The 13,987-nt window shown below is 49.1% G+C and carries 13 protein-coding genes and 3 tRNA genes; 13 read left to right on the top strand and 3 right to left on the bottom strand.

All coding sequences use genetic code 11. The features are described 5' to 3' along the window. Positions 1-16: 16 nt before the first annotated feature. Positions 17-2,041 carry an excinuclease ABC subunit UvrB gene (gene uvrB, locus NF212_RS05830; RefSeq protein WP_434359657.1) on the bottom strand — a complete coding sequence of 675 codons (2,025 nt, stop codon included), beginning with the start codon at positions 2,039-2,041 and terminating at the stop codon, positions 17-19. A gap of 181 nt (positions 2,042-2,222) precedes the next feature. Between uvrB and NF212_RS05825 the strand changes: the two genes are divergently transcribed. The 12 genes from NF212_RS05825 (at position 2,223) to gloA (ending at position 11,161) form a co-directional block, all read left to right on the top strand. Next, a tRNA-Asn gene (locus NF212_RS05825) sits at positions 2,223-2,298 on the top strand. Positions 2,299-2,848: 550 nt separating this feature from the next. Further along, a tRNA-Asn gene (locus NF212_RS05820) sits at positions 2,849-2,924 on the top strand. A 19-nt stretch (positions 2,925-2,943) separates the two neighbouring features. Continuing rightward, positions 2,944-3,019: transfer RNA gene (locus NF212_RS05815), tRNA-Asn, on the top strand. A 33-nt stretch (positions 3,020-3,052) separates the two neighbouring features. Next, entirely contained in the window at positions 3,053-3,307 is a 255-nt protein-coding gene (locus tag NF212_RS05810) for a hypothetical protein (RefSeq protein WP_434359655.1), read from the top strand. 432 nt (positions 3,308-3,739) lie between these two features. Beyond that, complete coding sequence (gene rsxA, locus NF212_RS05805) at positions 3,740-4,321, top strand: electron transport complex subunit RsxA (protein ID WP_434359653.1); 582 nt, start codon at positions 3,740-3,742, stop codon at positions 4,319-4,321. Further along, positions 4,321-4,899 carry an electron transport complex subunit RsxB gene (gene rsxB / locus NF212_RS05800; RefSeq protein WP_434359651.1) on the top strand — a complete coding sequence of 193 codons (579 nt, stop codon included), beginning with the start codon at positions 4,321-4,323 and terminating at the stop codon, positions 4,897-4,899. Before rsxA ends, rsxB begins: the two co-directional genes overlap by 1 nt. After that, complete coding sequence (gene rsxC / locus NF212_RS05795; RefSeq protein ID WP_434359649.1) at positions 4,899-7,562, top strand: electron transport complex subunit RsxC; 2,664 nt, start codon at positions 4,899-4,901, stop codon at positions 7,560-7,562. Before rsxB ends, rsxC begins: the two co-directional genes overlap by 1 nt. 2 nt (positions 7,563-7,564) lie before the next feature. Beyond that, complete coding sequence (rsxD, locus tag NF212_RS05790) at positions 7,565-8,626, top strand: electron transport complex subunit RsxD (protein WP_434359647.1); 1,062 nt, start codon at positions 7,565-7,567, stop codon at positions 8,624-8,626. Next, entirely contained in the window at positions 8,623-9,261 is a 639-nt protein-coding gene (rsxG, locus tag NF212_RS05785; protein ID WP_434359644.1) for an electron transport complex subunit RsxG, read from the top strand. The genes rsxD and rsxG overlap by 4 nt, the downstream gene beginning before the upstream one ends. Beyond that, a complete protein-coding gene (locus NF212_RS05780) occupies positions 9,258-9,950 on the top strand; it encodes an electron transport complex subunit E (RefSeq protein WP_434359642.1) in 693 nt (230 codons plus the stop codon). The genes rsxG and NF212_RS05780 overlap by 4 nt, the downstream gene beginning before the upstream one ends. Before the next feature lie 90 nt (positions 9,951-10,040). Continuing rightward, positions 10,041-10,682 (top strand): endonuclease III, encoded by a 642-nt coding sequence (nth, locus tag NF212_RS05775; protein WP_434359640.1) that lies wholly within the window; start codon positions 10,041-10,043, stop codon positions 10,680-10,682. A 62-nt stretch (positions 10,683-10,744) separates the two neighbouring features. Next, complete coding sequence (gene gloA, locus NF212_RS05770; protein WP_434359638.1) at positions 10,745-11,161, top strand: lactoylglutathione lyase; 417 nt, start codon at positions 10,745-10,747, stop codon at positions 11,159-11,161. Positions 11,162-11,218: 57 nt separating this feature from the next. On the opposite strand, the gene NF212_RS05765 is transcribed toward gloA, so the two are convergent. Both NF212_RS05765 and motY read right to left on the bottom strand, forming a co-directional pair. Next, positions 11,219-12,130, bottom strand: a complete 912-nt coding sequence (locus tag NF212_RS05765) for a glucosaminidase domain-containing protein (protein WP_434359636.1) — start codon at positions 12,128-12,130, stop codon at positions 11,219-11,221. Positions 12,131-12,287: 157 nt separating this feature from the next. Continuing rightward, positions 12,288-13,163 (bottom strand): flagellar protein MotY, encoded by an 876-nt coding sequence (gene motY, locus NF212_RS05760; RefSeq protein WP_434359634.1) that lies wholly within the window; start codon positions 13,161-13,163, stop codon positions 12,288-12,290. A 166-nt stretch (positions 13,164-13,329) separates the two neighbouring features. Between motY and rnt the strand changes: the two genes are divergently transcribed. Next, on the top strand, positions 13,330-13,986 hold the full coding sequence (rnt, locus tag NF212_RS05755; RefSeq protein ID WP_434359632.1) for a ribonuclease T: 657 nt from the start codon (positions 13,330-13,332) through the stop codon (positions 13,984-13,986). Position 13,987 lies beyond the last annotated feature (1 nt).

Genomic DNA, 13,987 nt, shown 5'->3' with positions numbered 1-13,987 from the left:
GCTTTTTTTTTACCAGCTAGCTGTTGCGAATGAAAGTCTCCCGCAACATCTGAATTTGATCCCGAACCGCCGCTGCCTGTTCAAACTCAAGATTTTGGGCGTGTTGATACATTTCAGCTTCCAGCGCCTTAATTGCTTTATCAAGCTGTTGCGGCGACTGATGCATGTAATAAGGCTCTGATTCGGCAACCTGGCGCAAGGATTTGATTTGCTGTGGACGCTGGCGCTTTTTCGCCCCACCCATTTCCATCACATCTGCGACTTTCTTGACCAGCTTCTTCGGCGTAATGCCATGTTCTTCGTTAAATACCTGTTGTTTTTCACGGCGCCGGTTTGTTTCCCCGATAGCACGCTCCATGGAACCGGTTATTCTGTCTGCATAGAGGATCGCTTTACCGTAAAGGTTACGGGCAGCACGGCCGATCGTCTGAATCAGGGAGCGCTCTGAACGCAGGAACCCTTCCTTGTCAGCATCAAGAATAGCCACCAGGGAAACTTCCGGCATATCAAGCCCCTCACGGAGCAGGTTGATGCCAACCAGAACGTCAAACTCACCCAGTCGAAGATCCCGGATGATTTCTACCCGTTCAACAGTATCTACATCGGAGTGAAGGTAACGCACCCGTACACCGTGCTCCTCAAGATATTCCGTCAGGTCTTCCGCCATACGCTTGGTGAGGGTCGTCACCAATACCCGTTCATCTTTCTCAGCCCGGATTCGGATTTCTGATAACAGATCATCAACCTGGGTTGCGACAGGACGGACCTCAATTTCCGGATCCAGAAGCCCCGTTGGACGGACAACCTGTTCAGCAATATCTCCCTGAGAATGCTCAATCTCATAATTCCCCGGCGTCGCTGATACATAGATAGTTTGCGGTGCCAGAGATTCAAATTCCTCAAATTTTAGAGGACGGTTATCCAGGGCAGATGGCAGGCGGAAACCATATTCGACCAGAGTCTCTTTACGTGACCTGTCCCCCCGGTACATAGCGCCGATCTGCGATACAGTTACGTGTGATTCGTCAATAATCAGCAAGCCATCTGCCGGCAAGTAGTCAAACAGCGTCGGAGGCGGCTCACCTTCTGTACGTCCGCTAAGGTATCTGGAATAGTTTTCGATGCCAGAACAGTAGCCCAGTTCCATCATCATTTCGATATCAAACTGAGTACGCTGTGTAATTCGTTGCTCTTCGAGAAGTTTGTTGTTTTCCAGCAAGAACTTCTTTCGGTCTACCAGTTCCTCTTTAATTTCTTCAATGGCTTCCAGCACCCGTTCACGCGGCGTCACATAGTGCGTCTTCGGGTAGATGGTACAGCGTGGCATGTCGCGGGTGACCAGCGCACCGGTCAACGGATCAAAGCTGCTGATACATTCCACTTCGTCATCGAAAAGCTCAATCCGGATTGCGTCACGCTCAGATTCTGCTGGGAAGATATCGATGACCTCCCCTCTCACCCTGAAACTTCCTCGATCAAACGCCACATCATTGCGCGTATACTGCAATTCAGCCAGCCTTCTCAGAATGTCTCGTTGATTCAAAACATCACCACGACGAACGTGGAGCATCATTTTGAGGTAAGAATCCGGATCTCCCAGACCATAGATAGCAGATACAGAAGCCACTATGACGACATCACGTCGCTCCATGAGCGCTTTCGTTGCCGACAACCGCATTTGTTCTACGTGATCATTTATCGACGCGTCTTTCTCGATAAAGGTGTCCGAAGCCGGAACATAGGCTTCAGGTTGATAGTAATCATAATAAGAAACAAAATATTCAACGGCATTTTCGGGAAAGAACTCCCTCATCTCTCCGTATAACTGTGCCGCCAACGTTTTGTTTGGCGCAAGAATCATGGTTGGGCGATTGAGCTCAGCAATAACGTTTGCCATGGTAAAAGTCTTGCCCGAACCGGTTACTCCCAGCAGAGTCTGGTGAGCAAGCCCTGATTCCAGTCCATCGATTAGCTGCGCAATGGCTGTGGGCTGATCACCGGCCGGCTTGTAATCGGAGCACAATTTGAACGTTTTACTCATGCAAGCATTCCAACTTATTGAGATATTTCTGACTTCACATTCTGATTGCACAGAAGGTGAAGTCAACCACATTAATTAGCAGGCTTATCAATGTGCAAACTTTCCCTTGGTCGTCTAATATCAGTCTTCGGGGTATTGACGTTGAGAATAGTGCGCGATAGTATGTTCGTCCTTTCGCTACTCCCCCTTAGTTCAGTCGGTAGAACGGCGGACTGTTAATCCGTATGTCGCTGGTTCAAGTCCAGCAGGGGGAGCCAATTTCTTCAAGATCCATCTATTTCTAAACCGTTTGTAAACTCTGTACTGACGTCACATCCTCCATCTGTCGCACAATTTTTATCCCCGTTATTCCCAGCTTCATTTTTTTATCCGGTGTGGATAATATCAATCACTATTCCTTGACATATTTTTTTCTTCGAAACTACCTTATCCCTTTATTGACATGGCTCAATTACTTTGCCGCACGCCTCTAATAGCCAGTATTTTCGGTGCCCATATGATTTCCCCAGAATTAACTCACATAGTTATCCACAGAATTTGTGGGTAACTCGATTTAAACCTTGCCGTTACGGGCTCAGTAAAAGTCAAGAAAAAGATCTTTTTTCTATCCATAGGATCGTATTCAGTTCTTCAACGGGATATTTTTCATACAACAACATCTCTGTTTGAAAAAATGAGCTAATGGTGAACACAAACCGAGCGTTCTGAACACCAAGCCACCAGTCGGGCTAAATTCGGCAAAAAACGCATTTTTCATTGTTGACACTCCATAGGACGGTCGATAATATTCGCCCCGCTTTCAGCGATTCCCCCTTAGTTCAGTCGGTAGAACGGCGGACTGTTAATCCGTATGTCGCTGGTTCAAGTCCAGCAGGGGGAGCCAAATTTAAAAGAAAATCTGTTCCTCCTTAGTTCAGTCGGTAGAACGGCGGACTGTTAATCCGTATGTCGCTGGTTCAAGTCCAGCAGGAGGAGCCACATTTCGAAGCCTCGTCGAAAGACGGGGCTTTTTTGTTTCCTCTGTTCGGACTCCGTCCGAATGTCGCTGACCTGACCGGCCGTGTACAAGTCCAGCAGGGGGAGCCACATTGCGAAGCCTCGTCGAATGACGGGGCTTTTTTGTTTCCTCTGTCCGGACTCCGTCCGAATGTCGCTGACCTGACCGGCCGTGTACAAGTCCAGCAGGAGGAGCCGCATTTCGAAGCCTCGTCGAAAGACGGGGCTTTTTTTGTTTCCTCTGTCCGGACTCCGTCCGAATGTCGCTGACCTGATCGGCCGTGTACAAGTCCAGCAGGAGGAGCCACATTTCGAAGCCTCGTCGAATGACGGGGCTTTTTTTGTTTCCTCTGTCCGGACTCCGTCCAAATGTCGCTGACCTGACCGGCCGTGTACAAGTCCAGCAGGAGGAGCCACATTTCGAAGCCTCGTCGAATGACGGGGCTTTTTTTGTTTCCTCTGTCCGGACTCCGTCCGCCCAGCCCAACGAATTCAAGCTCCACGACTGCAAAAGCTAAGATTTCATAAATCGTGTCTCTTTTTATATTCCAACCGCTGATTTCAGTACTTTCGTATGATGAAAGCCGAATCATTGTCGGTATCACTGACGTAAATTAGAAAAACCCTATGCCCAATTGGTTGTTATAGTCCTGCCAAAGGCCGATAATATGCAGATCTGTGTGAGTAAGTCGTGTTGATGGTATGACTGAGTACCTATTGCTACTTATCGGTACGGTATTAGTAAATAACTTCGTACTGGTTAAGTTTCTTGGCCTATGCCCGTTTATGGGCGTTTCAAAAAAACTAGAGACCGCTATTGGTATGGGGTTGGCAACAACCTTCGTGCTGACATTGGCGTCAGTTTGCGCGTATCTGGTTGAATCTTACGTGTTGGAGCCTCTGGGAATCACCTATTTGAGGACACTGGCATTTATTCTGGTAATTGCTGTTGTTGTTCAATTCACCGAGATGGTGGTGCATAAAACCAGCCCAACCCTATACCGTTTATTGGGTATTTTCCTTCCTCTTATCACCACAAACTGTGCGGTTTTAGGGGTTGCGCTCCTTAATATCAACGAAAGACACAATTTTGTTGAGTCGGTAATTTACGGGTTTGGTGCTGCAGTAGGGTTTTCCCTTGTACTTGTACTGTTTGCCGCAATGCGCGAACGCATCGCCGCAGCAGATGTACCAGTCCCCTTCAAAGGGGCGTCTATTGCAATGATTACAGCGGGCCTGATGTCTCTGGCATTCATGGGCTTTACCGGGTTGGTGAAACTGTAATGAGCGGAATTTTTATCGCGGTAATCGCCATTGCGGCACTGGCTGCTATTTTCGGTCTGCTGCTGGGATTCGCATCTGTACGGTTCAAAGTTGAAGCGGATCCAATCGTCGACCAAATAGACGCCATACTGCCACAAACTCAATGTGGTCAGTGTGGCTACCCTGGCTGTCGACCATACGCAGAAGCGATCGCCAATGGTGACGCTATCAATAAATGTACACCGGGTGGCAAGGCTGCTATCGAGAAATTGGCTGATCTGATGGGTGTTGATGCGGCTGACAGTGCACCAGCTGAGGAAAACATCAAGAAAGTCGCGTTCATACATGAAGATGAATGTATCGGTTGTACTAAGTGCATTCAGGCCTGTCCGGTAGATGCCATCGTAGGCAGCACAAAGAGTATCCACACCATTATTGAAGCTGAATGCACAGGCTGTGACCTGTGTGTCGCTCCCTGTCCAACAGACTGTATTGAAATGATTCCGGTAAAAACAACACCAGACAACTGGAAATGGCAGCTGAATCAAATCCCAGTAGTTAACCTTCCAGCCAATGCTGAGCAGGAGAGGGGTAACTAATGCTGTCAATTATCGAAAAAATCAAGCATGGACAGCGTTGGGACTTTCATGGTGGCGTACATCCGCCAGAGAATAAAACCCAGTCAAACCATAGCAATGTGCAGACTTATACCCTGCCTTCCCAACTTATTCTGCCACTCAAACAACATATCGGTACGGCAGGAAAGTTATTGGTCAGCATCGGTGACTCAGTTAAAAAAGGCGAACCGCTGACGCAGGCAGACCTGAACCTGTGCCTGCCGGTACATGCCCCTACTTCCGGCACCATTGTGGCTGTTGAAGAGCGCACTATTGCCCACCCTTCCGGACTGTCTGATCTCTGCATTGTTATTGAACCGGATGGCCTCGAAACCTGGTCAGAAACAACGTCGTTCGAAGATTACACCTCGGTTGATCCACAGGTTCTTGTCGATCACATCCGTCATGCAGGAATTTCCGGACTGGGTGGCGCGGGATTCCCTACCGGGCGTAAGCTGCAAAGCGGCCTCGCACGCACAGAGATCCTGATTCTCAATGCTGCTGAATGTGAACCTTATATCACCGCCGATGACTGCTTAATGCAGCAGTATGCCGATGAAGTCATAGAAGGGGCCCGTATCCTGGGACATATCCTTCAGCCGAAGTTGACAGTAATTGGGATTGAGGACAACAAACCAGCAGCCATTAATGCGCTTAAACTTGCTGCCCAAGGCTTGGATAACTTGATCATCCAGGTGATTCCAACCAAATACCCGTCTGGCGGCGAGAAGCAATTGATTAAGATCCTGACAGGTAAGGAAGTTCCAGCCGGCGCAATACCAGCCGAAATTGGCATCATGATGCAAAACGTAGGAACTGCATTTGCTATCAAACGTGCTGTTGTAAATGGTGAACCGCTCATCCAGCGCATGATTACTGTCACCGGTAACTGTGTAGAAAAACCAGGCAACACCTGGGCTTTGCTGGGGACACCGGTGCAACATTTGTTAGAGCAGTTCAGTTATAAAGCCGACAAGAAATTGCCTCGCGTTATCATGGGGGGTCCTATGATGGGCTTCACCCTGCCTCATTGCGACGTGCCTGTCACCAAGATCACCAACTGTTTGCTTGTACCAACCAGGAAAGAAATTGCTCCATCCAACGGAGAAATGTCCTGTATCCGCTGTAGTGCATGTGCAGATGCCTGCCCGGCAAACCTGCTTCCACAGCAGCTTTATTGGTACGCAAAGGACAGTAATTTTGACAAGTGTGGTGAGTACAACCTTTTTGACTGCATTGAATGCGGTGCATGTGCTTACGTTTGCCCAAGTGAAATTCCTCTAGTTCAATATTACCGGACAGCTAAGGCTGAAGTTCGCGCAATTCAGGCTGAAAAACTTGCCTCCGACCGGGCCCGTGAACGTTTTGAAGCGAAAAAAGCCCGACTGGAACGAGAGAAAGAAGAACGGGAAAACCGCCACAAGCAAGCTGCTGCCCAGCGTCGCCAGAATATGTCAGAAACCAATGGTGAAGACTTGGTAGCCGCAGCCATTGCCCGTGTGAAAGCAAAATCCGAAAAACCTGAGACTAAACCCGCTATCGCCGCAGCAATCGCTCGTGCCAAAGCGAAGCAGGCGGAGGCCGCAGGAAGCGGTGAGGCCAAACCAGACAACAGCGAAATGGCTAAACTCCGGGAAGAGCGCAAACGCCAGGCACGAGAACGTAAGGCCCAGATTGCCGAACAAGCAGCAGAGACCCCATCCAAGGATGAAAAGAAAGATGCCGTAGCGGCAGCAATCGCCAGGGCTAAGGCACGTAAGGCCGCCCAACAGGCTGACGCTGAACCTGCAACCGAAGTTGATGCGCCAGAAAACGACTCCCCAGTTGATGCCAAGAAAGCCGCTGTAGCTGCTGCTGTCGCTCGGGCTAAGGCGCGTAAAGCCACCCAACAGACTGACGCTGAACCTGCAGCCAAAGTTGATGCGCCAGAAAGCGACTCCCCGGTTGATGCCAAGAAAGCAGCTGTAGCTGCTGCTGTCGATGGGGTTAAGGCGCGTAAAGCCGCACAACAGGCTGACTCTGAACCTGCAACCGAAGTTGATGCGCCAGAAAGCGATTCCCCGGTTGATGCCAAGAAAGCCGCTGTAGCTGCGGCTGTCGCTCGGGCTAAGGCGCGTAAAGCCGCACAACAGGCTGACTCTGAACCTGCAACCGAAGTTGATGCGCCAGAAAGCGACTCCCCGGTTGATGCCAAGAAAGCTGCTGTAGCTGCTGCTGTCGCTCGGGCTAAGGCACGTAAAGCCGCCCAACAGGCTGACGCTGCACCTGCAACTGAAGTTGATGCGCCAGAAAGCGACTCTCCGGTTGATGCCAAGAAAGCCGCTGTAGCTGCGGCTGTCGCTCGGGCTAAGGCGCGTAAAGCTTCCCAACAGGCTGAAGCTGCACCTGTAACCGAAGTTGATGCGCCAGAAAGCGACTCCCCGGTTGATGCCAAGAAAGCTGCTGTAGCTGCTGCTGTCGCTCGGGCTAAGGCACGTAAAGCCGCACAACAGGCTGAAGTTGACAAGGATAAAACAGCTGTACTGTCTACTGAAACACCTGTGGAAAGTACACAAGAGCAGGATAAAAAAGCAAAAATTGCCGCTGCTGTTGCCAGGGCAAAAGCCCGCAAAGTGGCAGAAAAGAACACCCAAGAGGATAGCTAACCGTGGCCTTCTTTATAGCCAGTTCCCCTCATACACGTAACCGTCGCAGCACTCGCGACATCATGAAATTGGTTTCGCTGTGTACCCTTCCAGGTATCGCAGCGCTTTGCTACTTCTTTGGCTGGGGTGTCCTGGTTCAAATCGCCATTGCAAGCATCACAGCGATGGCGGCAGAAGCAGCTGTAATGAAACTTCGCAACAGGCCGGTTATTGGCACACTTTCAGATAACAGTGCCCTGTTAACCGGCGTGCTGATTGGTATTGCCATTCCTCCCCTTGCCCCTTGGTGGATAGCCGTTATCGGTGCTTTGTTTGCCATCATCATCGGCAAACAACTGTATGGTGGACTGGGTCAAAACCTGTTTAACCCGGCAATGATTGCCTATGTTGTCCTGCTAATCTCCTTCCCACTGCAGATGACAACTTGGTTACCACCTCATGGCTTAGCGGAACACACTGCAAATCTTACTGATGTCTTATCAACTGTCTTTACGGGCTTCACCGTAGACGGATTTAGTGCAAACCAGCTCCGAATGTCCGTTGATGGAGTCACGATGGCAACTCCTCTTGATACCATCAAAACTTCACTGACAGCCGGTAAAACAGTGTCAGAAGCTATGCTGCAGCCGGTATTTGGATCATTAGGGGGAATCGGCTGGAGTACAGTAAACCTCGGTTTCCTCGTTGGCGGCCTGATCATGCTTCGACTTCGCCTGATTCAGTGGCATATCCCTGTTGCCATGTTGTCTTCACTGTTTATCTTCAGTGCAGTTGGTTTTGTCTTTGCTCCGGATTCTGTGGCATCCCCGGCAGTACACCTATTCTCTGGCGCAACCATGCTCGGTGCATTCTTTATCGCCACCGATCCGGTTTCAGCATCAACCACTCCCAGAGGGCGTCTGATCTTTGGCGCAATGATCGGTGTGCTTGTCTACCTGATCCGCAGTTTTGGCGGCTTTCCTGACGGTGTTGCCTTTGCAGTATTGCTGGCGAACATGTGCGTTCCACTTATCGATTACTACACCAAGCCACGGACTTATGGTTACGGTAAGGAGCAGAAATGATTGCTGCAATGAGAAAAAATGGCTTGGTACTGGCGGTATTTGCACTGCTTGCCACCGGACTTGTGGCCATTACCAACAAACTGACTGAACACAAAATTGCTGAGCAAGCCGAGCTTCAGCTTTTAGGTCAGCTAAATCAGGTCATCCCAACTTCAATGCATGACAATGACCTGTACAAAAGCTGTACCTTGGTAACCGCACCCAATGCATTGGGAACCGACCAACCGATGCCACTTTATGTCGCGACAAAAGGCAGTAAACCGACAGCAATGGCGATCGAAGCTATCGCGCCTAACGGATATAACGGAGCTATTAAAGTCCTGGTTGCTGCAGATATGAACGGCAAAGTAACGGGTGCAAGGGTACTCCAACACAATGAGACTCCTGGCCTGGGGGACAAAATTGATATCCGGGTAACCGACTGGATTACCCATTTTGCAGGCAAAACCATCGACAGTGGCAATGACAAACGTTGGGCAGTCCAGAAGGATGGCGGTCAATTCGACCAATTTACCGGAGCCACCATTACGCCTCGCGCGGTAGTAGGTGCGGTGCGTGATGCTGCATGGTACCTTCATGAAAACAAGGACACCCTGACAAAACAGCCCTTCAACTGTGGAGGAAGTAAAGCATGAGCCAGAATACAGAACTGATGAAAAACGGCCTGTGGTTTAACAACCCGGGGCTGGTTCAGTTGCTTGGGCTTTGTCCATTGTTGGCCGTATCAGCCACAGTGACCAATGCGCTGGGCCTGGGCCTTGCAACCACGGCTGTTCTAATGAGCTCGAACCTGACGATATCCCTTGTTCGCCAATGGGTACCGAAGGAAGTTCGTATCCCGGTGTTCGTGATGATTATCGCGTCCTTGGTTACCTGTGTGCAGCTATTGATGAATGCGTGGGCTTACGGCCTTTATCTCTCCCTGGGCATTTTCATCCCGCTTATCGTTACCAACTGCATCATCATCGGCCGGGCAGAAGCGTTTGCATCAAAAAACGCCCCTATCCCATCACTGCTGGATGGAATGTGGATGGGCTTGGGCATGACAGCAACCCTTACCGTGCTCGGTGTTATCCGTGAATTACTGAGCAAGGGAACCCTCTTTGACGGCGCTGATTTGCTGCTCGGTGAGTGGGCCAAACACCTGAGAATTGAAGTATTTCACCTGGATAATACCTTCCTTCTGGCGATGCTTCCACCGGGTGCGTTCCTCGGGGTTGGTTTCCTTATTGCGTTGAAAAACGTTATTGATGCAAAGACAGCCAAGAAGCAGGAACAGTCTGAAGAGAAGATTGAGCGTGCACGCGTGACATCAGCCAATTAATCCAACTGCGGCGGTAAGTTACCGCCGTATTTACACCCAGGCACATGGGTGAACAAATAAAATCAGTCAGCTTTTAACTGGAAGTTATTAATGAACAACCAAAAACGGATTGAAATACTAAAAAGGCTGCAAGAAGCCAATCCCCACCCTGAAACCGAGTTAAACTGGTCGAACCCATTCGAATTACTCATTGCAGTATTGCTTTCAGCACAGGCTACCGACGTAAGCGTTAACAAAGCTACGGCCAAACTGTATCCGGTAGCCAACACTCCAAAAGCGCTTTTGGACTTGGGGGTAGATGGGGTCAAGGAATACATAAAAACCATCGGCCTGTTTAACTCCAAAGCCGAAAATGTCATAAAGACCTGTAAAATTCTGCTGGAAAAACACGGTGGCGAAGTCCCCGAAAACCGTGAAGCCCTTGAAGCCCTTCCCGGTGTAGGCAGGAAAACGGCAAATGTAGTTCTCAACACCGCTTTTGGCTGGCCAACCATCGCTGTAGATACCCATATATTCCGGGTATCAAACCGGACTAAATTTGCTGTTGGCAAGAACGTGGATCAGGTGGAAGAAAAACTGCTGAAGGTCGTTCCCAAGGAGTTCAAACTCGATGTTCACCACTGGCTGATTCTTCATGGGCGCTATACTTGCCTCGCCCGTAAGCCCCGCTGCGGAAGCTGTATAATTGAAGACCTGTGTGAGTTCAAAGACAAAGTCTATCCGGACGAATAATCCCTTTCGCCTACAACTATTGATAAAATTATACGCGTACTCAAGATTACAAGGAGAGCATTATGAGCAACGGTCGTATCCTTCACACCATGATTCGCGTGGGTGACCTGGACCGCTCTATCAAGTTTTATACTGACGTTATGGGTATGCAGCTTCTGCGTACAAATGAAAACAAAGAGTATGAATACACTCTGGCATTTATCGGCTTTGGTGATGAATCACAAGGCGCGGTGATCGAGCTGACTTATAACTGGGGCACCACCGAGTATGACATGGGCAGTGCCTTCGGTCATATCGCTATCGGCGTAGACGATATCTATACGACTTGCGACGCTATTCGCTCAGCAGGTGGCAACATCACCCGTGAGCCGGGCCCGGTAAAAGGCGGGACAACTGAAATTGCTTTTGTAAAAGACCCTGATGGATACATGATCGAACTTATCCAGAATAAGAGCGCATCTGCGGGTCTGGGCGAATAATATCACCCGTTTCAACCAATAAAAAAGAGCTGCTCCGGCAGCTCTTTTTTTGGCTTTTCAATGCTCAAACCTGTACCGCTTCGCGTCATCATTATCAAGCTTAACGTGGTCGAAACTGTCCAGCCTGTGATTACGAATTAACGCGCGCAGGTTATCCACATAAGCTTCTCCCCGGGTTGAGTAAAGTGACAATGCCTGTACGAGCTCATACCCTGTCAGGTTACCTCTCTCACGGAGCTCTCTGCGCAACTCCCAAAGGTTACGGTACGCATCCGTCGTATTGAGGTTATATATATAGCCTGCAGTCCCTTCAAAAAGATTGTCAAATGCAGCGACTTTCACTTCCCCACCCGGCGTAGTCAGGAATTTTCCACCTTGCGCAGGCAAGTGCTCTCCGTATAGGCCGTTACCGTTAATCGCAAAGTAACTCGTTCCCCAGCCGCTCTCATCAATCCCCTGGGCAAGAGCCATTCCTGTAGGTATGACATCAAGATGGAGCAGTAAGTCACGGATGCTGCCTGAGGTAACACCGTACGCAGTCATCAGGCTTTCCACCCAAGCTTTCTCCTGAATGGACCATTCTGCCTTAGGGTTTCTTGACAGTTCCACCAGCGATTCTCGTACCCGTAAAATCTGATCGTTTACGGCTGTAATTGTTGGAAGCAGAAGGCGAACAAAGCTGGAAGTCTTCTCCTCAACGGGGAGGTTATTAAGGTCATCTGGCAGGTTTTCTACAAATACGGCAGGGAGGAGTCCTTTTCCGCGAACGGTTTCCAGTTGATATCCTTGTCTCTCGAAAACATGAACCAGCTCGACGGCAGATTTTAGTGTGTGAACAGTAACGGATGGGTAAGGATGGCTGAGTTGCTCTGGAGGCAGGGGAAGTTCAAGACTGGGTTTAGCCACAACAACGGATGACACCAATGCCAGACAGACACCGGCTGATTTCAACAGTCGGGTTAAAGACATAAAACTGCATTCCTTAACGTGATAAATCAAGTGGATGCAGCATACGCCTGTTACAACCATTCAGTAAGGGCAACACACCATAAATCGCACTGATTGAACAAAGATCATGCGATAGCTACAGGCTATATAATGGAGACAAAATCCTCCATTCATTTTATCAAATAATGGTTCTTCCCATTGAGATCACTACCCGGCGGTTCTTGTTCCTCCCAATCGGCGTAGTGTTATCGGCAATTGGACGGCGTTCTCCGTATGCATGAACCTGGATCCGGTCCTTCGGCAGGCCAAGAGAGAGAAAATACTCTTCCAGTTTTTTCGCACGACGTTCAGAGATATTCTCGTTAGCTTGTCTGGCCCCCCTGCTGTCGGTATATGTTGCCATTAACACCAGGTCAACGTCATTGCTGTAGCGGATGTATTCAGCTATCTGTGCAAGCCGGGCCATGGACTGCTTATTCAACTGCTCACTGTCTGAGTCATAGTGTAGAACCGTGAAAGAGATGTCTTCGAAAGAATATGGCAATAAGTTAGACAGACACTGGCTGAACTGATCATAAGTCTTTTGGAATGCCACGGCCGAAAGAGCTACTTCTACTCTTTCCTGCTTTTGCCAGTCGTTATAGCTGAATGTAGGAAATCGACCATCTTCAAGGACTGACAGCATATGCCAGGCAGTTTGCCCCCCGACATAGCCATTAAATTGCTTGTAAAACCGCAGCGTTTCAATACGTCTGGCCTGATCTCCAGGCATCCATCGAGCAGGCATAGATACCAGCTTAACGTTTTCCGTATGTCCCATGGGGCGCATCATTGCCAGTTCAAAATCTAGGTTCATTTTTTTACTGGCTTTAGACGTAAACGAAGCCCGTCCATAACGGGGGATCTCATGTTCCAACCGGCATTCAATCGGGGTATCGACTGCCATTTTCCAATTGGAAAGCGAAGCCGGTGCGACATAGGTCATAGATGCCAAAACAGGAAAACCGGCAAACAGTGCGAGACCCGCACCAAACCACTTTAACCTTTTAAACATCCTCACCCCTCGTTACGTTTCTTCATTATCTGGTATCACAGTTATTATCGGTCATCTGGCGCCAATCTTTAATAGCGGGACAGTATTTTTCGCCTTCCAGAGGTTTAGCTCAGGGAATGCTTTTGCGATAATGCCCGCCTATTTGTGCCGGAAAAGACAACGATTAATGAGCCAACAACCTGACCTCAATACGCTAAAAGCTCGATTTCGCGGATATTTCCCTGTTGTTGTGGATGTAGAAACCGCAGGGTTCAATGCTAAAACGGATGCTTTGCTGGAAATTTGTGCCATTACACTACGCATGGATGATGAGGGCTGGTTACATCCGGATAAAAAAATTCACTTTCACGTTTCCCCATTCGAGGGGGCAAATATCGAGAAAGCCGCCTTGGAATTTATCGGTATGCGCGATCCCTTCAGCCCACTACGTGGGGCGGTAGATGAAAGCGAAGCACTAAAGGAAACCTTTAAACTCATACGTAAAGAGTTGAAAGCACAAGGTTGTCAGCGCGCCATCATGGTTGCCCACAACGCTAACTTTGATCATAGCTTCGTAATGCAAGCTGCTGAGCGAAGTAACCTCAAACGTAATCCGTTCCATCCTTTTGCGACATTTGACACTGCAGCACTCAGTGGCCTTACGTTTGGACAAACTGTTTTAGCAAAGGCTTGTGCAACCGCAGGTATTCCTTTTGACAATAAAGAAGCACATTCAGCCTTGTATGACACTGAACGCACGGCAGAATTGTTTTGCGAAATTGTCAATAAATGGAAAAAACTTGGTGGTTGGCCGTTAACCGACGTTCAAACAGAAGAAGAATAAC

It is taken from the genome of Parasalinivibrio latis (assembly GCF_036825535.1).
Lineage (GTDB): Bacteria > Pseudomonadota > Gammaproteobacteria > Enterobacterales > Vibrionaceae > Parasalinivibrio > Parasalinivibrio latis.
Note: the sequence above shows the minus strand (reverse complement) of the source record. Positions and strands in the feature narration are given on the sequence as shown.

Coding starts and splice junctions, on each gene's coding strand:
- uvrB (WP_434359657.1), bottom strand. CDS start 2,041: ATGAGTAAAACGTTCAAATTGTGCTCCGATTACAAGCCGGCCGGTGAT.
- rsxA (WP_434359653.1), top strand. CDS start 3,740: ATGACTGAGTACCTATTGCTACTTATCGGTACGGTATTAGTAAATAAC.
- rsxB (WP_434359651.1), top strand. CDS start 4,321: ATGAGCGGAATTTTTATCGCGGTAATCGCCATTGCGGCACTGGCTGCT.
- rsxC (WP_434359649.1), top strand. CDS start 4,899: ATGCTGTCAATTATCGAAAAAATCAAGCATGGACAGCGTTGGGACTTT.
- rsxG (WP_434359644.1), top strand. CDS start 8,623: ATGATTGCTGCAATGAGAAAAAATGGCTTGGTACTGGCGGTATTTGCA.
- NF212_RS05780 (WP_434359642.1), top strand. CDS start 9,258: ATGAGCCAGAATACAGAACTGATGAAAAACGGCCTGTGGTTTAACAAC.
- nth (WP_434359640.1), top strand. CDS start 10,041: ATGAACAACCAAAAACGGATTGAAATACTAAAAAGGCTGCAAGAAGCC.
- gloA (WP_434359638.1), top strand. CDS start 10,745: ATGAGCAACGGTCGTATCCTTCACACCATGATTCGCGTGGGTGACCTG.
- NF212_RS05765 (WP_434359636.1), bottom strand. CDS start 12,130: ATGTCTTTAACCCGACTGTTGAAATCAGCCGGTGTCTGTCTGGCATTG.
- motY (WP_434359634.1), bottom strand. CDS start 13,163: ATGTTTAAAAGGTTAAAGTGGTTTGGTGCGGGTCTCGCACTGTTTGCC.
- rnt (WP_434359632.1), top strand. CDS start 13,330: ATGAGCCAACAACCTGACCTCAATACGCTAAAAGCTCGATTTCGCGGA.